Raw genomic sequence first — 25,355 nt, 5'->3', positions numbered from 1 at the left:
GCGATCAGCAGCAGGCTCATGTGTCGCCCGGTCGAACCGCCTGTCTCGGGCGACGCCCTGAGAGCGCCGGCCGGACCCGTTCGGCGAACTCCCGCATCACGTCTCGGGCGGTGGCCAGCGGGCTCTGCAGCGCCAGCTCGGTCACGCCGGCCCGTTCGGCCTGTCGGATCTGTTCCACGACCTCGTCGGCGGTGCCCACGATCGTGACCGCGCGGACGGCGTCCTCGGTCAGGAACCTGCGTTCGGCGGCGGACAGCCAGGTGGCGTGGCCGTCGTGCAGTTCGAGGTAGCGGCGGTCGGCGGGGGTCGCCATCGCGGCGACGTGCGTGCAGTACTGCTCCCAGAAGGGTCGGAAGGGCGGGGGGACGGCGTCCTCGTCCTCCCGGGTCGACCACATCTCGTAGGCGAAGTGGATCGCGGCGCCCACCCAGGAGTCGGTCATCGCGAGCACGCGTGGCGAGGTCGCCGACTCGCCCTGTGCCAGCACGACGACGTTCGTCATCGCCGCGACCGGGCTGAAGGGCTCCTCGTCGAACGCGGTGACGCCCGGCCCCGTGTCGGCGAGCAGGGTCGGGCGGTAGAAGTTCCCGGGCCCGTCGAGCGGGTAGCCGCCGCAGAGCACGCGGGCGCCCTGCTCCACGGAGCGGACCACCTGGCGGTGCAGGGTCGCGCGCAGGTCGGCACGGGGCCAGCGGGCCGAGGTCCACCCCGGCCGCGGTCGGGGACCCACCACGAGCTTCTCGGTCCGTCGCACCACGAGAGCGGTGAACTCCTCGGCCAGCGACGAGGCGACGAGGAACCGCTTCGCGCACGCGCAGCTCCGGCCGGCGTTCTGGAACCGCGAGGCGACGGCTGCCTCGGCGGCACGCTCGACGCCCGCATCGTCGAGCACGACGAAGGCGTCCGAGCCGCCGATCTCCAGCACGGAGTCTTCACCGCGCGCCCGGCCGCAGCGCCGACCGCGGAGCCCGCGCCGTGCCGCCGGTCGGCGTCGCCGCGGCGACCCCCGGCGTCGGCGACCAGTGGGTCGCTGACCCGCGGGACCTCCTGCGCGGCGACCACCAGCGTGGTCAGCGCCCGGGTCGGGAAGCCGGCCGCAACACCGCCTCCAGCTCGAGCGCGCAGCCGGTGACGTTGGGGGAGTGCTTGAGCAGCACCGTGTTCCCCGCGGCCAGGGCCGGGATCACGAACCGCAGGACCTGCCAGAACGGGAAGTTCCAGGGCGTCACGGCGTACACCACGCCGAGCGGCTCGTAGGCCACCCAGGCGTCGAGACCCCCGATCGGCTCGGCGGCGAGGTGTGCCTCGGCGTGCTCCGCGTAGAGGTCCGCGGCGCCGGCGCACCTCTCGATCTCGGGCTCGGCCTGCGCGATCGGCTTGTCCATCTCGCGCGTGACGAGCGCGGCGAGCCCGCGGGCCTCCCCGCGCAGGATCCCGCGAGCACGGCGAGCTGAGCGCAGCGCTCGGCCGTGGGGCGGCAGTCCCGCGCCCTCGCCGCGGGGGCCGCCGCCAAGAGGCTCGCCTCGATCCGCTGGCCGTCGAACGCCCTGTAGACGGCGAGCGGTTCGCCCGTCGTGGGATCGGTCTCGATGGCTGGTGTCGGTGACATAGGGTCCTTCCTATGGACGACGGGGTGACGCTGCGCCGGCTGTCGGTGTTCTGCCTGGTCGTGGACGCGGGCGGGGTGACCCGGGCGGCCGAGCAGCTGCGGGTGGCGCAACCCAGCGTCTCGGGGCAGCTCCGGTCGCTGGAGAAGGCGCTGGGGGCCACGCTCGTGGTGCGGTCCGGGGTCGCGCTGGTGCTGACCGAGGCCGGGGAGCGGGTGTACCGGTGGGCGAAGGAGGTGCTGGCGAGCAGTGCGCAGGTCCAGCGGGACGTCGACGATCTCGTCGCCGGCACCGCCGGGTCCCTGGTGATCGCCGCCAGCATGGCGATCGGGACCTACCTGCTCCCGCCGGTCATGACCGCGCTGCGGGCGGAGCGCGAGGGTGCGGACATCACGGTGCAGATCGGGGAGCCCGAGGTCGCGTTGCGGGCGGCCCAGCGCGGCACCGTGGACTTCGCCGTGACCAGCTGGGTGGACGACGAGGTGCCCGACGACCTGGTCGGCCGCAAGCTCTGGGACGAACCGATGGTCCTCTGCGCGAGCCCGGACGGCCCGCCCGACGGCGACACCATCACCCTCGCCGAGCTCCACGGTCTGCCGTTCGTCGGAGTCCCGTCCGGGGTGTCGTTCCACCGGATGCTGCAGGACCAGCTGCGCAGGCACGGCACGAGCCTCCCGACACCGGTGATCCGGCTCGGGCACGCCGAGGCGATCATCGAGGCGGTCGCGGCGAACGGCTGGGTGAGCCTGTCGATGGCCTACATGCTCCGCAGGGACCTGGCCGCGGGTCGGGTCCGGGCCGTGCGGATCTCCGACGCGGAGCTGGTCGAGGGGATCGGGCTCTACCACCGCGAGGCCAAGTACTTCTCACCCCTGCAGGCCGCGGCCGTCTCCTCGTTGGAGGCGTTGGGTCGTGCCCGGTCGGGCCGACCGACCGGGCACGACCGGGCCCGACCTCACGCCCCCGCCTCCCGCGGGCCGACGTAGCCGGTCTGGCCCTCCTCGGAGCCGAGGGCGAGGACCGGGCCGTCCATCTCCTCCTGCCACACCAGCGACTCCATGCCGATGTGCAGCGGGTGGTCCTGCACGGTGTAGGCGGCCAGGCCGTCGGGGCCCTGGTAGTGCGCGTGCTCGAGCCAGGACGGCGCCGACAGCAGCAGGTCGCCCTCCTCCCAGGTGATCGTCTCGCCGTCGACCTCGCTCTCGCCGGAGCCCGCGAAGTGGTAGTTGATCGCGACCGAGGTGTGCTTGTGGCCGCGGCCGCGGGGCCGCTGCGTCGAGCCGGGCGGCAGGTAGGACGCGGTCACGAAGAAGTTGTGCGTCGCGCCCTGCTTGCGCTGGGTGGCGGGGTTGTAGAGGGCCATGATCGTGCGGCCGCCGTCCCCCGCGGTCTGTGAGAGGTGGCCGCGGACCTCCTCCCACGGCCAGTGCAGTGCGGGGGACTCCACGACCTCGATGTCGACGAGGAACTCGTAGCCGCGCAGCCGGGCACCGTTGGTGCCGATGGCGTGGTCTGGGGCGGTGCCGCGGGTGTAGACCGCCGGGGAGTCCGACGAGCGCGGCTTGGGCTCCCAGCCCTCCGGGAGGTCCTCGGCGTAGTGCGCCGTGAGCTTCTCCAGTAGCGGGGCGTTGGAGTACGACAGCCGGGCCCAGATGTCGTCGCCGGGGTTGCGGAAGGTGAAGCCCCGCATGGCGGGGATGTTGGCGACGTCGAGCCGGGCGAGGTCGATCTCGGTGTCCTGCACCGTGATCAGGCCGGAGCCGCCGATCCCGATCTCGACGCGGTGGGCGTTCTCCCGCATCGGCGCGGTCTGCTCGCCGGGGTTGAGGACCTCGATGGTGACCGACACACCCGGCGCGAAACCGAGCCCGGGAGCGACGGCGGAGGGGTGCACGATCCGGCTGGCCCGGCGGCCGTTCGCGGGTGCCGGGGCGGCGGCGAGCCGCTCGACCTCGGCGTCGATCTCCGCCCGGGTGATCTTGATCGGTCGCCACGGGACGGAGACCGGGGCGGGCGTCCCGCTGACGTCGAGCATGGGGTTCTGGAGGCTCGTCATGACTGTCCTTCCGTATCGGGGTGCGAGCTGTGCGGGCTCTGCAGGGTCCGCACACCCGCGACGCTGAGCAGGCCGAGGAACGTGAGGAACCCGGAGATGGCGGTGGTGCCGCCGGTGGCGCTGAAGAGCACCGTGGCGACGATCGGGGCGAGGGCGCCGCCGAGCACGCTGCCGAGCGCGTAGGCCAGGGACGAGCCGCTGTAGCGGTACGCCACCGGGTAGGCCTCGGTGACGAGCGCGCCGAAGGGCCCGCTCGCGAGGCCGACCCCGAGCCCGATCACGACGCACGCGAGCACGGTCGCGGCGACCGACCCGGTGTCCAGCAGCCAGAAGTAGGGGAAGGCCCAGAGCGCCAGCAGGCCGGAACCCAGGTAGGCGAGGGGTTTGCGGCCGAGCCGCTGGGCGGCCACCGCGGACACCGCGATGGTGACCGTCCATGCCAGCGCGGTCACGATCGTCGCGGTCAGCATCACCGACGCCGACACCAGGCCGCGGGCGGCGACGTACCCGAGGCTGAAGACCAGCATGACGTTCGCGGCGCCCGCCGAGACCAGGTTCACCGCGGCGGCGGGCAGCAGGATCCGGGGCCGGCGAAGCACGTCGACCAGCGGTGCCCGCCGGACTTCGCCCTGCTTGCGGGTCGCGGCGAACTCCGGGCTCTCCTCCAGCCTCAGCCGCAGGAGCAGGCCGAACACGACCAGTACCGCCGAGGCGAGGAACGGCAGCCGCCAACTCCAGCTCAGGAACGCCTCGGGCGACATCCCCAGCCGGGTCACGAGGAACACCACGCTCGCCAGCACCACACCGAGCGGCAGCCCCAGCTGCGGGAACGAGCTGTAGAGGATCCGGCGGCCGGGCGGGGCGTGCTCGAGGGCGAGCAGCGTGGCGCCGCCCCACTCGCCGCCGACGCCGAGGCCTTGGGCGAAGCGCAGCACCACTAGCAGGACCGGGGCGGCGACGCCGATCGAGGCGTACGTGGGCAGCAGCCCGATCAGCGCCGTTCCGGTGCCCATGATCAGCAGTGACAGCACGAGCATGGCGCGCCGCCCGATCCGGTCCCCGAAGTGCCCCATGAGCGCGCCGCCCACGGGCCGGGCGACGAACCCGACCGCATAGGTCGACAGGGCGGCGAGGGTGCCGGCGAGCGGGGAGACACCGGGGAAGAACTGCGGGGCGAACACCAGCGCGGCGGCGGTGCCGTAGATGAAGAAGTCGTACCACTCGATGGTGGTGCCGACGAGCCCGGCGAGGGCGACCCGGCGAGCCCGGGGCGGGGAGGTGCGGGTACTCGGTGCGGTGAGTTCGGCCATCGTCGGCCTCCTGCCTGCGGTCCTGGTCGTACCCCGGACGCGGTCATTGGTGGCCGCGCGCGGGTGGTGCGTCAGAGCAGTGCGGCGCCCTGGTCGAGCAGATCGCGGACCCTGTCCTGCCCGGCCGCGGTCAGCGGCAGGAGCGGTTCCCGGACGTGGGCGGAGGAGATCCGGCCCTGCCGCTGCAGGACCCACTTCGCGGGCGCCGGGTTGGTCTCGACGAACAGGAGGTCGACGAGCGGGTGCAGCGCGTAGTGCAGCTCGCGGGCCTTCTCGTGGTCGCCCGCCTCCCAGGCCTCGTACATCCGCGCGACCGCGGCCGGGGCGAGGCTGGCGACGGCGCTGATGAACCCCACGCCGCCGAGCGCGAGCAGCGGGAGGCCGAGGAGCTCGATCCCGGACCAGACGAGCAGCTCGGGCCCACAGCGCTGCAGCACGCGGGAGAAGTGCTCGAAGTCCTTCGTCGTCTCCTTGATCCCCACGATGTTGTCGTGCTCGCGGAACAGCCGGGCGACGGTCTCCGGGGCGATGTCGACCGCGGTGCGCGCCGGCACGTTGTAGATCACGATCGGCAGGTCGGGGAACTCGCGGGCCACCGTGGAGTACCAGGAGACCAGGCCCTCCTGGGTGGGCCGGGCGTAGTAGGGCGTGATGACCAGCGCGGCGTCCGCCCCGGCCGCCTGCGCCGCCGCGGTGATCTCCAGCGTCTCGTCCAGCTTGGCCGAGCCGGTGCCGGGCAGGAACGGGACGGCGTCGGCGACCTCGTCGGCCACCAGCCGGATGGCGGCGATCCGCTCGGCCGTGGTCTGCGCGCTCGGCTCGCCGGTGGACCCCCCGATCGAGATCCCGTGCGAGCCCTGGTCGAGCTGCCGGCGGACCAGCCCGCGCAACGACTCGTGGTCGACCTCGCCCGTGTCCGTGAACGGGGTCACGAGGGGACCGATCGAGCCCCGGATCCGCGCCGGGTCACTGCGGAACTTCATCGCCCACCTCCCACGAGGACCCGCGCGACGGCGAGGTCCGACAGCCCCATCCCGAGGCCCTTGAACACGGTCAGCCGCGGCCGGGCGGGCCGGGCGATCTTGCCGGTGACGACCTCGCCGAGCGTGCGGACGCCCGCCCAGCCGTCGAACTCCCGCAGCTCGCGCGAGGCGCGCCGGGCGTTCGGCTCGCTGTCCACGACGGTCAGGCTCGACACCGCGAGCGACCCGGGGACGAGCTCGGCGTGGGTCGGCAGGATCGCCCCGACCGCGTTGACGTGCGCGCCGTCGGCGAGGTCGGAGAGGTCGAGGAACGGCTCGGCGGCCCGGGTGACCAGGGTGACGATCGGACAGTCCTGGATGGCGTCACCCAGGCTCGACACGGCGTGGGCGTCGACCCCCAGCTCGGTCCGGATCCGCTCGGCCAGGTCCTCGGCCTTCGCCACGGTGCGGTTCCACACACGGACCCGGCGCAGCGGGCGCACCGCCGCGATGGCCGCGACCTGCATGAACGCCTGGCGGCCCGCACCGAGCACGGCGACCTCGTCCGCGGCGGGGTCGGCGAGCAGCCGGGTGGCGACACCGGAGATCGCGGACGTGCGCAGCGAACCCGCCGCCCCGGCCTCGGCCACGCCGAGGGTCCGGCCGTCGCTCGCGCCGAACAGCGTCAGCACCGCGCTCGCACCCGCGGGCGTGTTCACCCAGGTCTTGAAGACCGCCAGGTCGGAGACCAGATCGACGGCGCCGAGCGCGTGGGCGCTCCCGGTCGCGTCCGCGGTGCCGTCGCGGAGGGGCCAGGTCGCCATCGTCTTGTCGAGGTTCCAGGCGGTGCCCTCGGCCTCGTGGGCGAGCACCTCGGTGAGCGAGTCGATCACCTCGGGCAGGCCGACGCCGGCCCGGACGTCCGCCTCGGTCCAGATCCTCATCCCGTCCTCCCGGTCGTGACGAGCTCGTCGACGACGCCGTTGCGCAGCACGCCCACCCCGGACACCTCGACCTCGACCTCGTCGCCGGGCCGCAGGAACCGGGGCGGATCCCTGCGCAGCCCGATGCCCCGTGGCGTGCCGGTGGCGATCACGTCACCCGGCCGCAGCGGGGTGAACGCGCTGACGTAGGCGAGCAGCCGCGGAACGGCGAAGACGAGGTGGTCGGTGCTGTCGTGCTGCACCTGCTCGCCGTTGAGCCGGGTCGTGACGGTCCACGGGCCCCGGCCGATCTCGTCGAGCGTGGTCAGCCACGGGCCGATCGCGCCGCTCCCCGCGAAGTTCTTGCCCGCGGTGGCCTGCGTGGAGTGCAGCTGCCAGGTGCGGACGCTGTTCTCGGCCATCGCCGTGACCCCCGCGACGTGCTCCCACGCCTCGTCCTCGGTGAGGTGCCTGCCGCCGCGGCCGATCACGATCGCGGCCTCGCCCTCCCAGTCCAGGCTGTCGGCCACCGCAGGCCGGACGACCGGGGTCCCCGCGCCCACGAAGGAGTCCGGGAAGCGGGCGAACAACGTCGGCTGCTCCAGGACCTCGCGGCCGGACTCGACCGCGTGGGCGGCGTAGTTCATGCCGACACAGATCACCTTGGCGTGCTCGCCGATCGGTGGTTCCCAGCTCACCCCGCTCGCGCGCTCGTCACCGGGCTCGGGTGCGACGGGTGCGGCGAGCAGGCTCTCGAAGGAGGGGACGCGACGGTCGAGCCGGACGACCTCGTCGCCGTCGACCACCCCGAACGCGGGGAGTCCCGCGGCGGTCCGGAACCGGGCGAGCCTCACGTCCGCAACCCCGCCTTCTGCAGCAGCGGGACGACGCCGTCGGTGAAGTCGGCCAGCCCCGCGTCGTAGTCGACCCAGGTCAACAGGGCGCCGTCGATCCCGGCCGTGCTCAGCATCTCCAACCGCTCGGCGATGCCCTCGGCCGTGCCGACCAGCGGGAACCCGCCCGCGCCCGCCGCCATGCGCTGCCGCATCGCGGCCAGGATCTCCGGCGGCATCACCTCCGTGTTCGCGCCCTGCAGCCGCATCCAGGCGTCGACGCTCTCGGTGTCCTCGAGCTCGACCGAGAACCGGTGCAGCGCGGCGTCCGCCTCGGCCTGGCTGTCCCGCTGCACGACGACGGTGTGGGTCCAGACCTGCACGTCGCGGCCGAACTCGCTGCGCGCCATGTCCTTGTAGCCCTGTACCTGCTTCCGGACCCCGGCCTCGTCCTCGGACTGCACGATGAGGAAGCACAGGTCGGCGTGCTCGGCGGCGAACCGCATGCCCCGGGCCGACCCGCCCGCGTTCATGATCGGAATCCGGGACTGGGCGGGCTTGGGCTGGGAGACCCCGCCGACGACGTCGAAGAAGCTGCCGTGGAAGTCGAACTCCTCGGTCTCGCTCCAGAGCCGGCGGATGACCTGGAGCCACTCCTGCAGGTGGTCGTAGCGCTCGTCGTGCTCGCGCAGCGGAGCGCCGAACATCTCCAGCTCGGGGCGGTTCCAGCCGCCGACGACGTTGAGCGCGAAACGGCCACCGGAGATCAGGTCGACGGTGGCGGCCTGCTTCGCGGCGACGATCGGGTGCACGGTGGGCGCGTGCGAGGTGGCGAGCACCCCGATCCGCTCCGTGGACGCGGCGATCCCCGCCGCCCACGTGAACGGGTCGAGCACCATGCCGGACGGGTGCTCCGGCCGGTTCTCGGGGTAGCCCTTCCAGCGGGCGAAGGGGACGACGGCCTCGAAGCCCGCCGCCTCGGCGGCGTGGGCGGTGCGGACCGAGCGCTCCCAGGACGGAGCGGTGTGGCGCTCGGGCGCGAGGGTCTGGGAGGCGCCGGTGCCGTTGGTGCAGAAAAGGCCCAGCTTCAGCGCGTTGGCGCTCTCGACCAGTGGATTCATGGGGTCGCGAACCTCCTCGTTCGGGATGGTTCGACGGTAGGGCGGCTGCATCCATAGTTCCAATACCAGCGTCTTGATATCGGGATAGCGCAGTCCCTATAAAGCCAGGTCAGGCTGTAGATGCGGTTAGCGGTGCCGGCGAGGAAGGCTCGCCCGCCCCGCGTCCGAGCCGTCCGCGGTGAGGCGCTGGAAGGCGTTGCACACGGTGCGGAAGGTCCCGGCACCGTCGGTGAGCAGGTTGCTCTCGAACATCAGGCGGTCCGCGCCGAAGAGGGTGGGCCTCCTCGACGTACGGGCGCCACTCGCTCGCCAGAACCTCGAAGGAGACCGACGTCTCGGCGAGGAAGGAGGTGGATCCCGAAGGAAGGTGCCGAGCCCACCCGCCTTGTCGACGACGTTGGCGCAGGCGACGAGGTCGGTCATGTCCTTGCGCCAGGCCGGGAACTCCTCCGGCATCCGGCCCCGGTCTCGTCCGATGCCAACCGGGTTGCCCAGGTGGTGCAGCGCGATCGGCAGCTGCGGGAATGCCGGGCGAGGTCCATGACGTCGGCCGGCTGCGGCGCCAGGACGAAGGCGTCGAGGACAAGGTCCAGGTCGGCCAGCTGGGCTATGCCCGCGCGGAAGCCGGGTCGGCGTAGAGGTGGGGGCGGTCGGCGAACAGATCGCCGAGTCGCGAGGCGGCCCGCGCGCAGCCACTCGACGTCATCCGAGGTCAGGGCCATCGAGGCTCGGTCATCCCGGCAGGTGGACGCCTGTCATGAGCTCGGCGAGATCGTCGGGACGCGGGAAGGACGGCGGCGGGGGCGGCCCCCAGGAGAACAGACCCTTGTCGCCCTCGAGAGTCTCCGGGGTCCACAGTTGGTCGTCGACGACGGAGTCCATGTCGGAGTAGCACTGGAGCATGCGGCGGTGAGCCTCGGGGTCGGCCTGTGTTGGCGCGGCGATGTCTCGCCAGCGGTCGAGGATGCGGTAGACCTCGGTGAGGTCGAGGGCCTCGGCCGAGCGGGCCATGGCAGCGCGCCATTCGCGGTCGAACTGGCCGGCTTCCTCGGGGAGCAGCGCCTGCCGTATCTCGGTGGGGCAGGCTGTGGGGCAGGGGGGACCGTACCGGTGCGGTTCACGGGTGGGCGGTGATGGGGGCGATGGTATCGCTCCGATGTCGGCGGGCGGGCTTCCGCGACGGCTGATGACGTCTGACCACGGCTGGCGATGGTGACTCCCATGATCGCGGGGACGTGACGTCCGTCGATCAGCTGACTCCTGTCGCTGCCGAGAGGGCTGCGACGACCGGTGAGTTCGTTGGCCTCGTGAACTGCGAGTATCGGAGAAGTCAGTGCCTCAAAAGCCTGATCAGCCGACTCCCTTTAGGGAGTTCCCGTGTGGTAAACGGTGACTTGATCGTAAAAACGCGAAGCAGGCCAGAGTAACAACGCTCTGACCTGCTGCTTCGGTGCGCCGCGAGGGAATCGACCCCCAACCCGCTGGAGGGGAGTCGGGTACTCACTCGCGATCCCCGGAACTCGTTGCTGCAGGCCAGACGCTATTTCGGCCGCGTGTCGATCATCAGTGGAGATGCCTGTTCGGCACGGTGATCGGTCGTAAGCGGTGACCAAAACGGTGACTGCGGGACGGGGGACTCGGGCCCCCCCGACGATCTTGCGTTCATCGCCAACAGCCTCTCCGCATCTCATCGAGGAGGCGCACGAGATCCTCGCGATGAATCGGGCGTGGGTTGGCGTAGGGCGCGGCGAGGGCCTCCTCGACGACCATGTCGAGCTGGGAGCGCTCGACGCCGAGGTCGGCGAGGCTGTGCGGTGCGCCCAGGCGGATGGCCAGGTCGTGGAGACCGTCCGCGGCATCTGGCACGTCGAGCGCCCGGCGGATGGCCACGTCCGCCTGCGGCATGGCAGGCAGGTTGAACGCGGCGACGTACGGGAGGACGACCGCATGGGTCTTGGCGTGGGGAAGATCGAGCATCCCACCGAGGACATGGCAAAGCTTGTGGTGCAGGCCCATAGTGGTGGCGCCGAGGCAGGCACCGCAGAGCCACGCCCCCTCCAGCGCGGACGCCCGAGCCAGCTCGTTGGCCGGAGCCGTGGGGAGCGCGGCGGCGAGCTCGCGGATACCGCGTTCGGCCATGGCCTCGACGACCGGCGACCCGTCGGGCGCGTAGAGCGCCTCGACCGCGTGGGCGATCGCGTTGAGCCCGCTCGCGGCGGCCACCGAGGCGGGCACGGTGCTCGTCAGGTCCGGGTCGTAGACCACCGCCCGCGGCAGCACTGCTCGGTCCCGACCGGTCCGCTTGCGCGCGTTCTCGGTCAGGCCCCACACCGGTGTCATCTCGGAGCCTGCGTAGGTCGTCGGCAGCGCGACGTAGGGCAGGCCCGCGCGCAGGGCGAGGGCCTTGGCCAGGCCGACCGTCGATCCGCCGCCTGCAGCCACACATCCGTCCGCCACGAGCTCGGCGGCAGCCTTCGCGGCGCCATCGACGGTGTGCACCGGCACGTGCATGCGCGCCCGGTCGTGGATCCCGACGGCGTGATCCCCCAGCACAGCCGCCACACGCTCGGCGAGAACGCGCTGGCCGGGTGTGGAGAGCACGAGGAGGCGTCGCAGGCCGAGCCTCTCCGTCTCCTCGCCGAGCCGGCCCAGCGAGCCTGGCCCGAAGACCACCCGCATCGGCAGGGCCTCGTAGGTCACGGCGCTCATGCCCGCGCCAGCTGGATGTCGAAGTGCGCGTGGCGGAACGGCACGGAGACCCCGTACTGCTCGGCCTCGGCGGGCTCTGTCACCTCCGCGAACTCGGTGACCAGGTTCCCGCGCACCGCGAAGACGGCGTCGCTGTCGAGGTAGGGGCTGTCCGCGACGAACATGTGCGTGGTCAGCGGGACGTGCCCGGGCGCCTCGGCGATCACGTGGACGTGGGCGGGCCGGTAGGGGTGGCGGCGAGTGGCCGCCAGCAGCGCGCCGACCGGACCGTCGGTCGGGATCGGATAGTGGCTGGGCACCACTGTCCGAAACCAGAACCGGCCCTCGTCGTCGGCGTGGAAGAGCCCGCGGCCGTTGCCGGGCGGCTGGCTCTCCGGCTGCTGCACGTCGTAGAAGCCGTTCTCGTCGCACTGCCAGATGTCGACCGTAGCCCCGGACAGCGGGGTCCCGTCCACGTCCCGCACCGAGCCGGTGATCACGCAGGGCTGGCCCTTCCCGATCAGGTTGACGGAGTCGCCGAGCTCGCGGGCCGGGGAGTCGACCATGTGGAAGGGCCCGAGCACGGTGGACTCGGTGCCCGCGTGGGCGCCGTTGATCGTCTCCACCAGCATCGACACTCCGAGGACGTCGGAGAGCAGCACGAACTCCTGCCGGGTGGCGTCGGACGTGTGCCCGACGGCAGTGAGGAACTCGACGGCCTGCTCCCACTCCCGGTTGGTCAGCCGCAGCTCCCGGACCGCGGCGTGCAGGTGCCGCCCGACGGTGGTGAGGATCTCCTTCAGCCGCGGGTCCGGCGTTCCGTCGAGGGTGGCCAGGACGGCGTCGAGCAGGCTGCTCTCATCGAGGTCCATGGTCTCCAGCCCGGTTCGTGAGCGCGCGAGTGAACCAGTCGGCGACCACCGCGCTGCGCTCGGTCGAGTGGTTGTAGATCGTGTGCTCGCCGTCCGCCCAAACGCGCAGGGTGGCGTCTCCGTGGTGCGCGGCGGCGTCGAGGAACGGCTGCTGCTCGTCGAGTCCGACAAGGGGGTCCTCGCCGCCGTGCAGGACGAGCACCGGGCAGTCGATGCGGTCCTCCGGCTGCAGCGCGATCCGGTCGAAGTTCTGCTGGATCGCGGCGCGGTCGGTGGTGCCGAGCATCGCGGCGGCCTGTTCGACGTAGCTGCGGAAGGTGAGCAGCCGCGGCTGGGCCGGCGCGCCGTTGATGCACACCGCGGCGACCCGTGGATCGGACGCGGCGGTGGTGCCGGCGTAGAGGCCGCCGTTGCTGTTGCCCCACAGCCCGACGGGCCCGAGTCCCAGCTCGACGACGTGGTCGACGAAGGCGCGGTACGCCGCGCGGACGTCGACGTCGAGCAGCACGTTCCCGTGGAGCCGCGTCCGGCCCTGGCCCGGGCCCTCGGCCAGAAGTGCCGCGACACCGCGCCGGTTGAGCGCGTCGGCCTGCCGGAGATACGCGGGCCCCCAGCCGCTCTGCCCACCGAAGATCACTACCGTGCCCAGGACGGGCCCCAGCGGCCGCAGCAGCCAGCCGTACATCGTGCCGTCCCCGAAGGGGATCTCGACGGCTTGGAACCGAGGTGGCGCGGCGGCGCCGGTCGCGCGCTCCGCCGCGGCCGACACGATGGTGGCCGCAGCGGAGACGGTGTTGGTGAGCTTGCTGTAGAGGGCGCGCTTGCGTCCGGTGTCGGCGTTGAAGGCCATCTGGGCGAACACCAGGCACGCGATCGCGGCACGGTAGGCCTCCTCCGCGGTCGCTGTACGGCCCTCCCGGTCGGCGTTCGCGGCGCGCTCGAGGTGGTGGTCGGCCAGGCCCTCGGCGACGAGGTCCCAGGGTGTGCCTGCTGTGGTCAGTCGGCGGAGCCCGAGGACGTCGCCGTAGTCCATGCCGTAGTCGAGCATCCGGGTCGGCGACATGGCCCGCCACAGCACCTCGGCTGGGGGCAGCTCGGTCTCCTCGCTCCAGGCCAGCCGCGCTCGCAGCTGGTCGACGGCTGCGGGGAGATCGGCCAGGGCGCCAGCCCAGAAGAAATGGAAGTCGGGCCTCCCGATGAACGCCTCGACCCTGTTGTCGCGCAGGAATGCGGCGTAGGTGCCGTCGACGTCTTCGACGTCCGTGCCCAGCACGGCGGTCGTCGTGTCGAGCCGGTCGAGGAACGTCAGCCGGCCGGCGCCGAGCGCCGAGCTCGGGTCCGCGGCGGTGACCAAGCTGAACCCGCGCCCGACGACGTCGTCGAACAGGCCCTTCGTCCCGTCCCTGCTCACCACGCCCTGCGGGACGAGCGTGCCGGCCAGCGCGGAGGGCTGCCCGTCCGGGTCATGGTGAATCACGCCGGCCCCGATGATCGGGAAGGGCGGGGGCGGCGGTGCGGTGCCGTCGCGGAACGCCTGGTCCCGGGCCGCGGCGGCGACCGGGTCGTGGGTGTTCGCCACCCGGCCCAGCGCGCTGGAGATCTCGGTGATCGCGGTGGCGTGCGGGCGGCGCTCGGCCTCGTAGGTGTCCAGCAGCGCGTCGCCGGCGAGGCCGCGCAGGACCAGGTCGAGCTTCCAACCCAGCGTCAGGCCGTCGCGCATCCCGGAGCAGGCGCCCTGGCCCATGTAGGGCGGGGTGGTGTGGGCTGCGTCGCCGATCAGGAACACGCGCCCCTCTCGCCACTGCTCGGCGATCCGACCTTGGAAGGTGTAGACGATCTGGCGGAGGATCTTGACGTCCTCCGGACCCAGATCGTGCGTCTCGCGCAGCCACTTCCACGCGAACTCGGGACGCTCGAACTCGGCGGCGTCCTCGCCGGGCAGGACGGCCAGCTCGAACCGCTGGCGGCTCTTCCCGATCGGCATGTGCATCGACCCGCGGACCGGGTCGCAGTACTGGGTGAGGCTGCCGAACCGCTCCGGCAGTGGGCGGAGCCGCTCGGTGTCGAGGTTGAGCCACCGGTCGTCGACGCCGTTGTCGCTGCGCTCGATGCCCAGGGTGGTGCGGACGAAGCTGTTGGCGCCGTCGGCCCCGACCACGTACTTCGCCCGGACGATGCGCTCCTCGCCGCCGTGTGACCATTGGCCCGTGCGGGACTGCGTCCAGGGTCGGGCGGCGAGCTCCACACCGTCCGCCTGCGGGCGTAGCGCGACCACCGACCAACCCTGGTTGACCTCGACGTGGCCCGACGCCCGGACGTGGGTGTCGATCGCGTCCTCGATGTCGGGCTGGTAGATCGCCAGGTGCGCGGGGTGACCGCACGAGTTGCCGCGCCAGTCCAGCTCGAGCAGCTCCTCGCCCTGGCCGTTGAGGTAGCGGTAGTTCGCGATGGGCTGGGCGTCGCGCAGGGCGTGGTCGAGGTCGCCGACGGCCTGGACGATCCGGGCCGTCTCCCCGTCGATGTGGGTGAGACGGGGCAGCCCGTAGAGCGACGGCCAGCGCTCGAAGACCACCACCGAGTGCCCGGCATTGCCGAGAGCGGAGGCCAGGACGAGCCCGGAGGGGCCGTACCCGACGATGGCGACGTCGTAGTCGTGGTTCACGATCAGGTCTCCTGTCGACGCGGAGCGACGGCGCTCCTGCGGGTCGCCGTGGACGTTAGGTCCGGCCGCGCCGCGGTCCGATCCGTTTCGCGTCAGGCCGATCCGTCCCGCGACGCGGCTTTCAGACTGTCGCCACGCCGCTGACCGGCGACCCCACGGCACCAGGGAGCCGCAGTGGGGGAGCGGTGAGCAGGAAGCGGGAACGGCCGTGCGCGCGCAGCCAGCGGGCGAGGTCCGCCAGGTACCACATCTCGCCGAGCGGGATCCCCTGCTTGAACAGGCAGTGGGTGTGCAGCGGCAGGACCGAGTTCGCTCCGGGCGCCGGGTCGAGGCTGAACGGCTCTACGGCGAGGTTGTCGGCCACAATCGCCGACACCCCGCTGTCGGTGATCCACTGCAGGAGGCGGTCGTCCTGGCTGTCGAGGACCGCGCACTGGTCCAACGTCTCGTGGGTGAGCTCGTCGCCGACCTCCAGCATGACCTCGGTGAGTCCGGTGTGGAGGCAGAGGATGTCGCCGGGCTCGACGGTCACGTCCTGCGCGGCCATGATCTCGGTCAGCTGGTCGTGGCCGACGGCGACGCGGTCGCGGCCCACCGCTCGTTGCAGGTCGACCAGCACGCCGCGGCCCTGCATGCCGGTCTGAGCCATGGTCTCGATGCCGAGTGCGTCGGCGTGCGGGGGGATGGAGCCTTGCGGGTCGCCGATCACGTCGACGTCGGCCCGGTAGCCGTTGTAGTAGCAGACCGCGGGCTCGCCAGCGCCGTCGAGATCGAACACGGCGCCGTGGTGGGCGAAGGAGTCCCACTGCGTCGAGTACTGCAGGTGGAGCACCACGTAGTCGTCGCTGACCACGTCCGGCACCGAGGGCAGGAAGCGGTGGTTGTGACCCAGCGCGGTGCTGGCCAGGACCGGCTGCTTGCGCGGGCCCGCGGCGTACTCGCCCTTCGGGAAGTCGAGCGGGAGACTGAGCGGGAACGCGATTCCCTCCCGGACCTCTGAGACAGCGGCGAGCCTGCGTTCGGCGGTGATCAGGTTCAGCCTGCCGAGCTGGTCGTCCTCACCGAACTCGCCCCAGTTCGAGCCCTCGGGGCGGCGTGCCCATCGCGTCATGTGTGTCCTCCTGCTGGTCGTCGTCGGGAAGCAGCCTGCGATTCTCAATATCGCTTGCCGTGCGGTGGAGGGGGTGACCCAGAAGTCGCTGACCAAGGCGCTACGCAGGCTGGAGCGGGACGGCCTGGTTGACCGCCGGGTGCACGCGACCGTGCCCCCGCGCGTCGAGTACCGACTGACCGGGCTTGGCCGCGAGGTCGGCCCGCTCCTCGGGGGGATCGACGACTGGGCCAAGCGGAACGCCGACACGGTGGTCGCCGCCCGGACGTCGTTCGACGCGGCCACCAGGGCCGACGTGGTGTCGGAGTGGACCTCACGGGGCTGAGCCCGGCGCGACCGTAGAATGCGGAGATGCCGCAAGCGAGGCCGGGCCTCAAAGACGTCGCCAAGCGCGCGGGTGTCGGCATCTCGTCCGTTTCCCGGGTGCTGTCCGGTCATCCGGACGTGAGTGCCGGAATGCGGGACCGGGTCATGGCGGCGGTGACCGAGATCGGTTATCGGCCGGACATCTTCGCCCGCGGGCTGCGCGGCGGGCCGACGATGTCGGTCGGGCTCGTGATCGGTGACATCTCGAATCCGCTGTTGTCGGAGATCAGTCTCGGCGCGGAGGACGCGCTGCGCCGCGCCGGGTACTCCCTGCTGTTCGTCAACTCGATGAACGACCCCGCTCTCGAGGCGCAGAACATCCTGCTGTTCCGGGACCGCCACGTCGACGGGCTGCTGCTCTCGCTCAGCGCGGAGGACGACGCAGACGTCCTGACCGCGCTCCAGACGATCGAGGCGCCACTGGTGCTGATCGACCGGGAGCTCGACGACCCCGGCGAGATCTTGCGGCCGAGCGCGGTGCTGTGCGACCACCGGGGCGGGATGCGTGCTGCGATCTCCCACCTGCTCGACCTCGGGCACCGGCGTATCGGGTGCATCCTCGGCGGGCACGCGCGGTTCGCGCGCATGCGGCGGCGGGGGGTGGAGGAGGCCTACGCCGAGCGCGGTCTCCCCACCGGCTACTCCATCGTCCAGGGCCCGCTCGACGCAGCGCACGGTCAGGCGGCGACGTCACGGCTGCTGGACATGCGGGAGCAGCCGACGGCTCTGGTCGCCGGCGGCAACCAGCTGCTCAAAGGCTGTCTGCGCGAGCTGCGGCTGCGCGGGCTGGCGGTCGGGACGGACCTGTCGCTGGTGAGCTGCGACGAGACCGACCTGACCGAGATGCTCGACCCGCCCATCGCCGTCGTGCGCCGCGACACGCATCAGCTGGGACGCACCGCGGCCGAGTTGCTGCTACGACGGATCCAGGACCCCGACGAGGGCCCGGTGACCTCCGTGCAGCCCACCGTCTTCGTGCCGCGGCCGAGCTGCGGGCCGGTGCGGGAGGCCGCCGCCACCTGAGCGGCGCGGCCTCCCGGGCGGGTCAGGCCGCGTCGACCCGGTGGAAGCGGATGTACTCCTCGTCGAGCTCCCAGCCCAGACCGGGTCGGTCGGGCAGCGTGATGTGCCCGTCGACGAGCGGGGGTCGGTTGGCGATGAGGTTCCACCAGATCGGGTCCCGCTGCGGGTCGAAGCACTCCGAGTAGAGCCCGTGCGGGATCGAGGCGAGCAGGTGGCTCGACAGCTGCGGCTCCTCGTGGTGACCCATCGACACATCGAACGTGGTGGCCATCGCCGCGACCCGCCGCCACTCGCTGGGGCCGCCCGTCCAGGACGCGTCGAAGTTGCAGACGTCGATGGCGCCCTCGACCATCAGGTCACGGGCGCCACCCGCCGAGAACTCGCTCTGCCCGGCGCACACGCGCGCGCCGGTGGTGTACCGGACGTCCCGCATGGCCCGGCGGTCGTTGTGCCACCGGCACGGCTCCTCCATCCAGAGCAGGTCGAGGTCGGCGACCCGGCTGCAGAAGGTGACGGCCTCCGCGACCGTCCAACCTTGGTTGGCGTCGGCCGCCAGGGCGAAGTCGGCTCCTGCGGCCTCGCGGGCCCGCCGGAACCGCTCCGCGTCGGCGACCGGGTCGGCGCCGCCGACCTTGAACTTCATCCCGGCGAGGCCGCGGTCCTTGAGGACGGCGATCTCGTCCTCGATGCTGAGCGGGCTGTCGTAGTACCCGCCGATCGAGATCATCGGGATGGTGTTGCGGTAGCCACCCCACAGCCGCCACAGCGGCTGGCCCAGGGCCTTGCCCACGGCGTCCCAGATGGCGGCGTCGACCGACGCGCACGCGACGAGGCCCAGCCGCCGGTCGCGCAGGATGTCGAAGGTGGCCGGCCGGGCCAGCGACCAGCACCGTTCGACCGCCATGGCGTCCTCGCCGACGAGCCGGGGCTCGATCTCGCGGTGGATGATCTCGTCGATATCCAGGAGGGCGGCGTCCTCGTCCCCGGCGTAGGCCTCGCCGACCACGCCCTCCTCGGTGTGGACGCGCGTGACGATGGTCGAGCGGTGGCTCATCTGGTAGTAGCTGCCGCGGAACACGCGCTCGAGGGGGACCCGGACGGGCACGGTCTCGATCGCGCGGATCGTCAGGCCCGTCAGGCTCGGGGCGGCGTCGGTGACCGGCGATACGTCGAGCGTCATGGGGGATCAGGCTCCTCTGCACTGGCTGGAAACGTTCCCAATTTAGCAGCCGGGCCCAGCCTCGGCCAGAGCGCGTCAGGGACGGGCCTCTTGATGCATCACAAGACCGTGAACTGGGGAAATGGTGCCGTAGATCGAGGGCTAGGCGAGACGACGGAGCGCTGGTAAGGTTCCCAGTCGCGGCGGGGGTCACGGCGCGCCGGCTCCCCGACATCCTGCGATTCCACGACGGAGGTCGAGTCATGACGACGATCGATGCTGATTTGCGTCGCAAGAACCGGAAGGTCGTCGAGACCTTCATCGACACGAACAAGCGCGACCAGTACCTGGACCAGTGGGCGGACGACGGCGTGAAGGAACTGCCCTTCGCCGTGCTGGAGGAAACCCGATGGGCCGGTATCGCGGAGGTGCGCCGGAACAGCGAGGAGAATGCGGTCCGGCGCGCGGGTGGTGACGCGTCCCGCCTGGACCTGCGCATTTTCGAGTGCGCCGACCCGAACGTCTTCTGGATCACCAATCGCTGCTCCGAGGAGAAGACCTTCAACGGGGCCGCCTATCCCCAGCGCTACGTCCACCAGCTCGTCCTGCGGGACGGCAAGGTCGTGATCTACCGCGAGTTCTTCAGCTCCCTGATCCTCGAGCGGGCCCTGCTCCGCCAGGCGCCGCCCGCGCTGCACGGCTGGACGCCGGTGCCCTACGACCCGCCCCAGGAGTTCGACGAGGCCGCCGCCGCGGCGTCCGCGGAGAGCGTCCGCGTCGTCGAGGCCTGGCTGAACGCCGATGCGTCCGACCCGAAGTCGCGCGACCAGCTCTGGGCGGACGACGCGGTCCTCGAGTTCCCTTTCGCCCCGCCGAACCAGCCGAAGGCATCCTGGCAGGGCCGGGACGAGCTCCAGGCGCGTGCCGAGTGGGTGGCCGAGAACTTTGTGGGCGCCGCCCACGTAGACGTCGAACTGTTCCCATCGGTTGACCCAGGGCTGGTCTGGGCACGCAGCCGGATGGCCGACTCGGCGACCGCCTTCGGGCAGGCGTACCCGCAGAGCTACCTCTTCGCGTTCGCCGTGCGTGACGGCCGGGTCACTCTGGCACAGGTCTACAGCGACCCGCTGCTGTTCGCGACCGTCGTCCCGCTCGCAGGCTGAGCACGAGGGTGCAGGAGTACGAGCTCGCGATCGGCGGGACCTGGCGTCCCGCCGCCTCCGGAGCCACCTACGAGACGGTCAACCCGTTCACCGGGAAGGCTTGGGCGCGGGTGCCCGACGCCGGCGCGGCCGACGTCGACGTCGCCGTCCGGGCCGCCCGGGTGGCGCTGGACGGCGAGTGGGGCGCGACCACCGGTTTCGGTCGCGCCGCCCTGATGCGCCGGCTGGCCGACATCGTCGAGCGGGACGCCGAGAAGCTGGCGGTCGTCGAGACCACCGACAACGGCAAGCTGCTGCGGGAGACCCGGCAGCAGACCGCCGGGCTGGCGGCCTGGCTGCGCTACTTCGCGGGTCTGGCCGACAAGCTGCACGGGGAGACGATCCCGTCCAGCAACCCCGACTACTTCGTCTACACCCGGGAGGAGCCGGCGGGTGTGGTGGCGGCCATCGTGCCGTGGAACTCCCCGCTCTCCCTCCTGCACTGGAAGCTGGCGCCCGCCCTGGCCGCGGGGTGCACGCTCGTCGTCAAGCCGTCCGAGTCGACGCCTACCTCGGCTCTGGAGTACGCGCGGCTGTTCGAGGAGGCGGGCTTCCCGCCCGGCGTGCTCAACGTCGTGACCGGACAGAGCGCCGAGCTGGGCAAGGCCCTGGTCGACCACCCGGGCGTCGACAAGATCGCGTTCACCGGCTCGCCCGTGGTCGGCGCCGCCATCGCGGCGAGCGCCGGCGCCCGGCTCACCCCGGTACTGCTCGAGCTGGGCGGTAAGTCGGCCCAGGTCGTCCTGCCTGACGCCGATCTCGAGGCCGCGGCGAACGGCATCATCGCCGGGATCTTCGCCGCAGGCGGGCAGACCTGCATCGCAGGGTCCCGGCTCGTGGTCCACCGCGACGTCCGAGACCAGCTGCTCGGGCGGATCGTCGACCGGGCCAAGACCATCCGGCTCGGCGACCCGCTGCTTCCCGACACCGAGATGGGCCCGCTGGCCAACCAGCGTCAGCTCGACATCGTGCTGGGCTTCATCGAGCGCGCCATCGCGGCCGGAGCCACCGTCGTGTCCGGCGGGCGCCGCGACCCGGACCTGGGCGGGCTCTTCGTGGAGCCGACCATTCTCGCCGACGTGGCGGGTGACGCCGAGATCGCGCAGAAGGAGGTCTTCGGCCCCGTCCTGACCGTGCTCGACGTCGGGAGCGAGGACGAGGCCGTCGCCGTCGCCAACAACACCGAGTTCAGCCTCGGTGCCGGTCTCTGGACCTCTGACGTCGGACGCGCACACCGCGTCGCCGCCCGGCTTCGGGCAGGGACGGTGTGGGTGAACAGCTATCGCGCGGTCGCGCCCAACGTGCCCTTCGGGGGCAGTGGGGCCAGCGGGTGGGGCCGCGAGAACGGCCGACACGCCGTCGATGAGTTCCTCCACACCAAGGCGGTGTGGATCGACACCGCGGGCCGGACCCGCGACCCGTTCGTCCTTGGCTGACCCCGAGATCCCCCTCGCACGAATGATCAAAGGAGATCGTGCAGACATGACATCGTCCATCGACCCGCCCGCGGACCCGCCCCAGGAGGCGGTCGAGGTCACGCCCCGCCGCTCCGCCCGCGCCATCGTCGCGGGCAGCGCGGGCACCTTCATTGAGTGGTACGACTACGGTCTCTATGCCTACGTGGCGGGGACGGTCTTCGCCCCGTTCTTCTTCCCGCCCGACGCCGGCAACGCCGCGACGATCGGCGCCTTTGGCGCCTTTGCCGCAGGGTTCATCGCCCGCCCGATCGGGGGCATCATCCTCGGCGCGCTGAGCGACCGCTGGGGCCGACGCCCGGTCCTGCTCGCCTCGATCATCCTGGTTGGCGTGGCCACCGCGGCGATCGGAGTCCTGCCGCCCTATGCGACCGTCGGCGTCTGGGCGCCCATCCTGCTGGTGCTCTGCCGAGTCGCGCAGGGGTTTGGCACGGGCGCCGAGCTCGGCACGGCGATGGTCTACGTCAACGAGTCCGCTCAACAGCGCAGGAAGGGCTTCCAGAGCTCGTTCCTCTACAACGCGACGATGGCGGGGTCCATCTTCTCGCTGCTGTTCTTCGCAGTCATCAATCTCGCCGTCGGGCAGGCGGCATTCGTGTCCTGGGGCTGGCGCATCCCGTTCCTGTTCGCCGGGGTACTCACCGTCATCGCGCTCTGGCTGCGCCGCAACATGGAGGAGTCGGCGGAGTACCAGCAGGCCAAGGAGCAGGGGCGGATCGTCCAGCGGTCCAACCCGCTCCTGGCGATCAAGACGGCGTTCACGGCCAGCCCCCGCAACTATGTGGCGGCCTTCTTCATGCCGACCGCCAGCAACGTGATCGGCTACGTCGCGAACGCCTTCGGCATCAGCTACATGGCCAACCAACTCAAGCTCAGCTTCCTCCAGACGGCCCTGGCGCTGCTGGTCATGTACGTCGCCGGTGTGCTCGCGCTACCGCTGTGGGGCAAGGCGTGCGACCGTTGGAGCGCGAAGACCGTGCTCAACGTCGGCGCCATCGCCGGCATCGTGCTCGCCTTCCCGTACTTCGCGCTGCTCACCACCCGCAACATGGTGTTCGTGATCATCGCGGGCGCCGTCCTGTGGGCGGTCTGCTGGTCGCCGAGCGTCGTGGCGCAGCTGGTGATCGGCCCGGTCCTGTTCCGCACCGAGTCGCGGGCGGCAGGCTTCACCTCGTCGCGTGAGCTCCAGCAGGCGCTCATCGCGGGCCCAACCCCGCTGCTGGCCACCGCGCTGATCATCCAGTTGGATGGGGCGCCCTGGCTGGTCGCCGCGCTGATCGTCGTCGCACAGGTCGTCACGATGGCGTCGATCCGGTTCGCCAGGCCCCAGCTCACCCCGGCCGAGCTCGCGGCGGTGCCCGCCCATCGGGGTCTGGAAACCTTCGAACAGAGATCCGCCGTCGTCGCACCCCCGGCCGCGACGGCCTGAGAGCAGGCCCCGGTGACGACCGCGCCCGTCCTGGAACGGTTCTCGGTGCTGCACGCCTCCGATGTCGACGCCTTCCGGGCGTCGGTGTCGAAAGTCCTCACCCCGCACCGCCTGACCCCGCACCGGTCGCAGGGCGTGGTGACCACAGACGTCGCGGTCGCCCCGTTGGGATCGGTGTCACTGATTTACGGGCAGCACCGCGGCGCCGAGCTCGACGTCGCACTCACCGAGCAGGTCGACTACTACGACGTCAACCTCTCCTGGGGCGGGCGCAACCGGATCAGCGTCGGCGACGAAGAGATCGAGGTCGACGAGCGGACCGCGGGCATCCTCTCGCCGTCGATGCCGGTCACGATGCGGCTCAGCGCGGAGTACCGCCAACTCCACGTCCGGATCGAGCGGCCCGCGATGGAGCAGCGGCTCGAGGAGCTGCTCGGCCGACCGGTCACCGCGCCCTTGGTGTTTCGGCCGGCCATGGACCTGCGCACACCGGCCGCCGCGTCCTGGGCGCGCGCGGTGGCGCTGCTGGTCGACGACCTCGGTTCCGGGGACGGCATGGCCGGGTGGACGCTCGGGGAGAACCCTTGGTCGGCTTTCCTCGTCCACGGTCTGCTTCTCGCCCAGCCGCACACCTATAGCGACCAGCTGATGGACCGCCGAGCCGGGGCACACCGGCCCGCTCCGGTCAAGCGGGCGATGGAGCTTATCGACGCCGATCCGGGCAGCGACCTGTCTCTCGAGCGGCTCGCCCGCTATGCCGGGGTCAGCCCCCGGTCGCTTCAACGCCACTTCCACGACCATGTCGGGATCTCCCCGCGGGAGTACGTCCAGCGGACGCGGCTCGCACGAGCCCGCGACGACCTCAGCGCCGCGTCCCCCGGCACCGGCCCGACTGTCGCGGAGGTCGCTTTCCGCTGGGGGTTCAGCCACGTCCCCCGGTTCGCGGCCGCGTACCGGCGTCGCTTCGGAGAATCACCCTCGGCGACCCTGCGGGCGCGCTGAGCCCACCCCACTTCACACACGGAGGAACGATGAGCATGGACACGCTGTCCACGGTGACGGTGCCGCTGCGCTACGCCGACCCCGACCGGCCGGCCGGGATCTTCTACGCCGGACAGCACGCGGCTTCGTCGGCGAGCTTCCGCACCGTTGACACCACGATCACCAATGCCCGGCCGATCGCATCGGAGTTCAGCCTCGACGTGCACGGGTTCGCGCTGGTCAAGCACCAGACCGGGGTGCGAGACTTCGCCGACGAGGACGAGGTGAAGCGGGTCTACACCGCCGAGTTGGAGGAGCTGGTCAAGGCAGCGACGGGCGCGGTCAAGGTGGTCGTCTTCCACACCATGGCCCGCTTCGAGGACGGCGAGAAGCGCGGCGAGCGCCCGCCCGCCCGCGCCGCGCACGCCGACTACGACGGCCCGAGCTTCGAGGTCTGGATCCGCCGGGCGATGGGCGCCGAGGCCGACGAATGGCTGGCCGGACGCTGGTCGGAGATCAACGTCTGGCGCGGCGTCCGGCCCGTCGAGCGGGTCCCCCTCGCGGTCACCGACGCCCGCACAGTCGGCCTGGACGAGTACATGTCCGTCCCGATCCACGAGCGCCCCGACGAGCCGCAGCCGTTCGTCGGCCTGAATCTGATGTACGACCCGAAGCAGCGCTGGTACTACTTCCCGGACATGCAGCCCGACGAGGCCCTGCTCTTCCGGCTCTGGGACACCGACCCCTCCGTCCCGTTCCCCGTGGCGCACAGCGCAATCGACGACCCGACCTCACGACCGGATGCGGCCCCGCGTGCCAGTGTCGAGGCGCGTACGGTTGCCTTCTTCGGCTGATGCCGACGTCGCCGCCCGTCAACCCGGCCGGCGGCGGTGAGGGCAGGCCCCTCGGCGACAGCGTTGACGAGTCTCCGCCGCAGCACGCCCGGCCTGCGCTCCTTCGGCGGGGACTGAGCGGCGCCGAGGCCATGTCGGCCGCGGTCGCTCCTATCCCCGGGAGCTCGGTGAACACCGAATCTGCGTCAACGCCGTCACGCTGCACGGGTCGCCACGCTTGGCACCCGCGCGCACAGCGCCCACGCGGTCTTCACCCGACCCATGGCTCAGAGGCGATCCAAGAGTTCGTGACCCAGAGGACCTCGCTGGGCTTGTGTCCTTCCTCGCCTCACCGGACGTCGCGTGGATCACCGGCCAATCGATCGTCTGCGACGGCGGCGGGTTGCTCCGGTGAGCGCCTTGCGTCGGTATCTCGACACGGGCGGGTACTCCGACAAGCGGCCATCGTCTCGATCAGCCGCCGCGCCGGGGCTGCGCCACTCGTCGGGGACGGAGCTCATCGCTGCGGCTACTCGGATCGGTGCCCGTAGGTCCGGACTGTCAGCCGTGATCAGCTGACTCCCATTTCGGCTGTACCGGCGAATAAGCGGTCACTGAGCCTTTCTCAGTAGGCCGTTGATCATGTTGTGCGGTCGTGTTCGTGGTGCAGGACGACGAGCGCAGCGGCGGTGATGGCGCCGATGCGGCGGGGGCAGAGGCTGACCCGGCGCAGGGCTTTGAA

General features: G+C 71.6%; 22 protein-coding genes and 3 pseudogenes. 9 read left to right on the top strand and 16 right to left on the bottom strand.

Annotated features, from left to right (window positions below):
- Positions 1-16 precede the first annotated feature (16 nt).
- Both LWC35_RS39470 and LWC35_RS39465 read right to left on the bottom strand, forming a co-directional pair.
- Positions 17-928, bottom strand: a pseudogene (locus LWC35_RS39470) (aldehyde dehydrogenase family protein); the annotation flags it as partial.
- A gap of 142 nt (positions 929-1,070) precedes the next feature.
- Entirely contained in the window at positions 1,071-1,460 is a 390-nt protein-coding gene (locus tag LWC35_RS39465) for an aldehyde dehydrogenase family protein (RefSeq protein WP_269804589.1), read from the bottom strand.
- A gap of 161 nt (positions 1,461-1,621) precedes the next feature.
- On the opposite strand from LWC35_RS39465, the gene LWC35_RS21980 reads away from it, so the two are divergent.
- Positions 1,622-2,593 (top strand): LysR family transcriptional regulator, encoded by a 972-nt coding sequence (locus LWC35_RS21980; RefSeq protein WP_232872068.1) that lies wholly within the window; start codon positions 1,622-1,624, stop codon positions 2,591-2,593.
- Here LWC35_RS21980 and LWC35_RS21975 read toward each other — a convergent pair.
- From LWC35_RS21975 to LWC35_RS21925, 12 genes are all read right to left on the bottom strand, one after another.
- A complete protein-coding gene (locus LWC35_RS21975) occupies positions 2,563-3,663 on the bottom strand; it encodes a cupin domain-containing protein (RefSeq protein ID WP_232872067.1) in 1,101 nt (366 codons plus the stop codon). The genes LWC35_RS21980 and LWC35_RS21975 overlap by 31 nt on opposite strands.
- Positions 3,660-4,973 carry an MFS transporter gene (locus LWC35_RS21970; protein WP_232872066.1) on the bottom strand — a complete coding sequence of 438 codons (1,314 nt, stop codon included), beginning with the start codon at positions 4,971-4,973 and terminating at the stop codon, positions 3,660-3,662. The genes LWC35_RS21975 and LWC35_RS21970 overlap by 4 nt, the downstream gene beginning before the upstream one ends.
- A gap of 71 nt (positions 4,974-5,044) precedes the next feature.
- On the bottom strand, positions 5,045-5,956 hold the full coding sequence (dapA, locus tag LWC35_RS21965) for a 4-hydroxy-tetrahydrodipicolinate synthase (protein ID WP_232872065.1): 912 nt from the start codon (positions 5,954-5,956) through the stop codon (positions 5,045-5,047).
- Positions 5,953-6,879 carry an ornithine cyclodeaminase family protein gene (locus LWC35_RS21960; protein WP_232872064.1) on the bottom strand — a complete coding sequence of 309 codons (927 nt, stop codon included), beginning with the start codon at positions 6,877-6,879 and terminating at the stop codon, positions 5,953-5,955. The genes dapA and LWC35_RS21960 overlap by 4 nt, the downstream gene beginning before the upstream one ends.
- Positions 6,876-7,712: a fumarylacetoacetate hydrolase family protein gene (locus LWC35_RS21955; RefSeq protein ID WP_232872063.1), complete on the bottom strand. Its 837-nt coding sequence runs from the start codon at positions 7,710-7,712 to the stop codon at positions 6,876-6,878. Before LWC35_RS21955 ends, LWC35_RS21960 begins: the two co-directional genes overlap by 4 nt.
- The gene (locus LWC35_RS21950) at positions 7,709-8,812 is read right to left on the bottom strand and encodes an LLM class flavin-dependent oxidoreductase (protein ID WP_232872062.1); all 1,104 of its coding nucleotides are present in this window, start codon (positions 8,810-8,812) and stop codon (positions 7,709-7,711) included. Before LWC35_RS21950 ends, LWC35_RS21955 begins: the two co-directional genes overlap by 4 nt.
- A 126-nt stretch (positions 8,813-8,938) precedes the next feature.
- The gene (locus LWC35_RS39460) at positions 8,939-9,064 is read right to left on the bottom strand and encodes a hypothetical protein (protein WP_269804580.1); all 126 of its coding nucleotides are present in this window, start codon (positions 9,062-9,064) and stop codon (positions 8,939-8,941) included.
- A gap of 480 nt (positions 9,065-9,544) precedes the next feature.
- Positions 9,545-9,961 carry a DUF6247 family protein gene (locus tag LWC35_RS21945; protein WP_308194632.1) on the bottom strand — a complete coding sequence of 139 codons (417 nt, stop codon included), beginning with the start codon at positions 9,959-9,961 and terminating at the stop codon, positions 9,545-9,547.
- 513 nt (positions 9,962-10,474) lie between these two features.
- Positions 10,475-11,521: a maleylacetate reductase gene (locus LWC35_RS21940; RefSeq protein ID WP_232872061.1), complete on the bottom strand. Its 1,047-nt coding sequence runs from the start codon at positions 11,519-11,521 to the stop codon at positions 10,475-10,477.
- Entirely contained in the window at positions 11,518-12,372 is an 855-nt protein-coding gene (locus LWC35_RS21935) for a dioxygenase family protein (protein WP_232872060.1), read from the bottom strand. Before LWC35_RS21935 ends, LWC35_RS21940 begins: the two co-directional genes overlap by 4 nt.
- Positions 12,359-15,034 (bottom strand): bifunctional 3-(3-hydroxy-phenyl)propionate/3-hydroxycinnamic acid hydroxylase, encoded by a 2,676-nt coding sequence (locus LWC35_RS21930; RefSeq protein ID WP_232872059.1) that lies wholly within the window; start codon positions 15,032-15,034, stop codon positions 12,359-12,361. The genes LWC35_RS21935 and LWC35_RS21930 overlap by 14 nt, the downstream gene beginning before the upstream one ends.
- Positions 15,035-15,155: 121 nt before the next feature.
- On the bottom strand, positions 15,156-16,145 hold the full coding sequence (locus LWC35_RS21925) for a cyclase family protein (protein WP_232872058.1): 990 nt from the start codon (positions 16,143-16,145) through the stop codon (positions 15,156-15,158).
- Positions 16,146-16,218: 73 nt separating this feature from the next.
- On the opposite strand from LWC35_RS21925, the gene LWC35_RS21920 reads away from it, so the two are divergent.
- Both LWC35_RS21920 and LWC35_RS21915 read left to right on the top strand, forming a co-directional pair.
- On the top strand, positions 16,219-16,470 hold the full coding sequence (locus LWC35_RS21920; protein WP_232872057.1) for a winged helix-turn-helix transcriptional regulator: 252 nt from the start codon (positions 16,219-16,221) through the stop codon (positions 16,468-16,470).
- Positions 16,471-16,496: 26 nt separating this feature from the next.
- Positions 16,497-17,534, top strand: coding sequence for a LacI family DNA-binding transcriptional regulator (locus tag LWC35_RS21915; protein WP_232872056.1), 1,038 nt, complete (start codon positions 16,497-16,499; stop codon positions 17,532-17,534).
- Positions 17,535-17,556: 22 nt separating this feature from the next.
- Here the strand turns inward: LWC35_RS21915 and LWC35_RS21910 are convergent, their stop codons facing one another.
- Entirely contained in the window at positions 17,557-18,714 is a 1,158-nt protein-coding gene (locus tag LWC35_RS21910) for a mandelate racemase/muconate lactonizing enzyme family protein (protein ID WP_232872055.1), read from the bottom strand.
- A 242-nt stretch (positions 18,715-18,956) separates the two neighbouring features.
- On the opposite strand from LWC35_RS21910, the gene LWC35_RS21905 reads away from it, so the two are divergent.
- The 6 genes and pseudogenes from LWC35_RS21905 to LWC35_RS21880 all read left to right on the top strand — a co-directional run.
- The gene (locus LWC35_RS21905; protein WP_232872054.1) at positions 18,957-19,856 is read left to right on the top strand and encodes a nuclear transport factor 2 family protein; all 900 of its coding nucleotides are present in this window, start codon (positions 18,957-18,959) and stop codon (positions 19,854-19,856) included.
- Positions 19,857-19,864: 8 nt separating this feature from the next.
- Entirely contained in the window at positions 19,865-21,331 is a 1,467-nt protein-coding gene (locus LWC35_RS21900) for an aldehyde dehydrogenase (protein WP_232872053.1), read from the top strand.
- A gap of 46 nt (positions 21,332-21,377) precedes the next feature.
- A complete protein-coding gene (locus LWC35_RS21895) occupies positions 21,378-22,799 on the top strand; it encodes an MFS transporter (protein WP_232872052.1) in 1,422 nt (473 codons plus the stop codon).
- Positions 22,800-22,811: 12 nt separating this feature from the next.
- Positions 22,812-23,801: an AraC family transcriptional regulator gene (locus LWC35_RS21890; RefSeq protein ID WP_232872051.1), complete on the top strand. Its 990-nt coding sequence runs from the start codon at positions 22,812-22,814 to the stop codon at positions 23,799-23,801.
- A gap of 29 nt (positions 23,802-23,830) precedes the next feature.
- Positions 23,831-24,634, top strand: a complete 804-nt coding sequence (locus LWC35_RS21885; RefSeq protein WP_232872050.1) for a CmcJ/NvfI family oxidoreductase — start codon at positions 23,831-23,833, stop codon at positions 24,632-24,634.
- 154 nt (positions 24,635-24,788) lie between these two features.
- Positions 24,789-25,028 (top strand): annotated as a pseudogene (locus LWC35_RS21880) (SDR family oxidoreductase); the annotation flags it as partial.
- A 225-nt stretch (positions 25,029-25,253) separates the two neighbouring features.
- Here the strand turns inward: LWC35_RS21880 and LWC35_RS21875 are convergent.
- Positions 25,254-25,355 (bottom strand): annotated as a pseudogene (locus tag LWC35_RS21875) (IS5/IS1182 family transposase); the annotation flags it as partial.

Origin of the sequence: Pseudonocardia kujensis (assembly GCF_021283305.1) — a bacterium.
GTDB classification, from domain to species: domain Bacteria; phylum Actinomycetota; class Actinomycetes; order Mycobacteriales; family Pseudonocardiaceae; genus Pseudonocardia; species Pseudonocardia kujensis.
This window is presented reverse-complemented; position numbering and strand designations above follow the sequence as displayed.

What these genes read in the sequence shown, in the direction of transcription:
- LWC35_RS21915 (WP_232872056.1), top strand. Translation starts at nt 16,497, where the DNA reads ATGCCGCAAGCGAGGCCGGGCCTCAAAGACGTCGCCAAGCGCGCGGGT.
- LWC35_RS21960 (WP_232872064.1), bottom strand. Translation starts at nt 6,879, where the DNA reads ATGAGGATCTGGACCGAGGCGGACGTCCGGGCCGGCGTCGGCCTGCCC.
- LWC35_RS21885 (WP_232872050.1), top strand. Translation starts at nt 23,831, where the DNA reads ATGAGCATGGACACGCTGTCCACGGTGACGGTGCCGCTGCGCTACGCC.
- LWC35_RS39460 (WP_269804580.1), bottom strand. Translation starts at nt 9,064, where the DNA reads ATGTTCGAGAGCAACCTGCTCACCGACGGTGCCGGGACCTTCCGCACC.
- LWC35_RS21910 (WP_232872055.1), bottom strand. Translation starts at nt 18,714, where the DNA reads ATGACGCTCGACGTATCGCCGGTCACCGACGCCGCCCCGAGCCTGACG.
- LWC35_RS21950 (WP_232872062.1), bottom strand. Translation starts at nt 8,812, where the DNA reads ATGAATCCACTGGTCGAGAGCGCCAACGCGCTGAAGCTGGGCCTTTTC.
- LWC35_RS21980 (WP_232872068.1), top strand. Translation starts at nt 1,622, where the DNA reads ATGGACGACGGGGTGACGCTGCGCCGGCTGTCGGTGTTCTGCCTGGTC.
- LWC35_RS21905 (WP_232872054.1), top strand. Translation starts at nt 18,957, where the DNA reads ATGACGACGATCGATGCTGATTTGCGTCGCAAGAACCGGAAGGTCGTC.
- LWC35_RS21940 (WP_232872061.1), bottom strand. Translation starts at nt 11,521, where the DNA reads ATGAGCGCCGTGACCTACGAGGCCCTGCCGATGCGGGTGGTCTTCGGG.
- LWC35_RS21925 (WP_232872058.1), bottom strand. Translation starts at nt 16,145, where the DNA reads ATGACGCGATGGGCACGCCGCCCCGAGGGCTCGAACTGGGGCGAGTTC.
- LWC35_RS21970 (WP_232872066.1), bottom strand. Translation starts at nt 4,973, where the DNA reads ATGGCCGAACTCACCGCACCGAGTACCCGCACCTCCCCGCCCCGGGCT.
- LWC35_RS21975 (WP_232872067.1), bottom strand. Translation starts at nt 3,663, where the DNA reads ATGACGAGCCTCCAGAACCCCATGCTCGACGTCAGCGGGACGCCCGCC.
- LWC35_RS21935 (WP_232872060.1), bottom strand. Translation starts at nt 12,372, where the DNA reads ATGGACCTCGATGAGAGCAGCCTGCTCGACGCCGTCCTGGCCACCCTC.
- LWC35_RS21895 (WP_232872052.1), top strand. Translation starts at nt 21,378, where the DNA reads ATGACATCGTCCATCGACCCGCCCGCGGACCCGCCCCAGGAGGCGGTC.
- dapA (WP_232872065.1), bottom strand. Translation starts at nt 5,956, where the DNA reads ATGAAGTTCCGCAGTGACCCGGCGCGGATCCGGGGCTCGATCGGTCCC.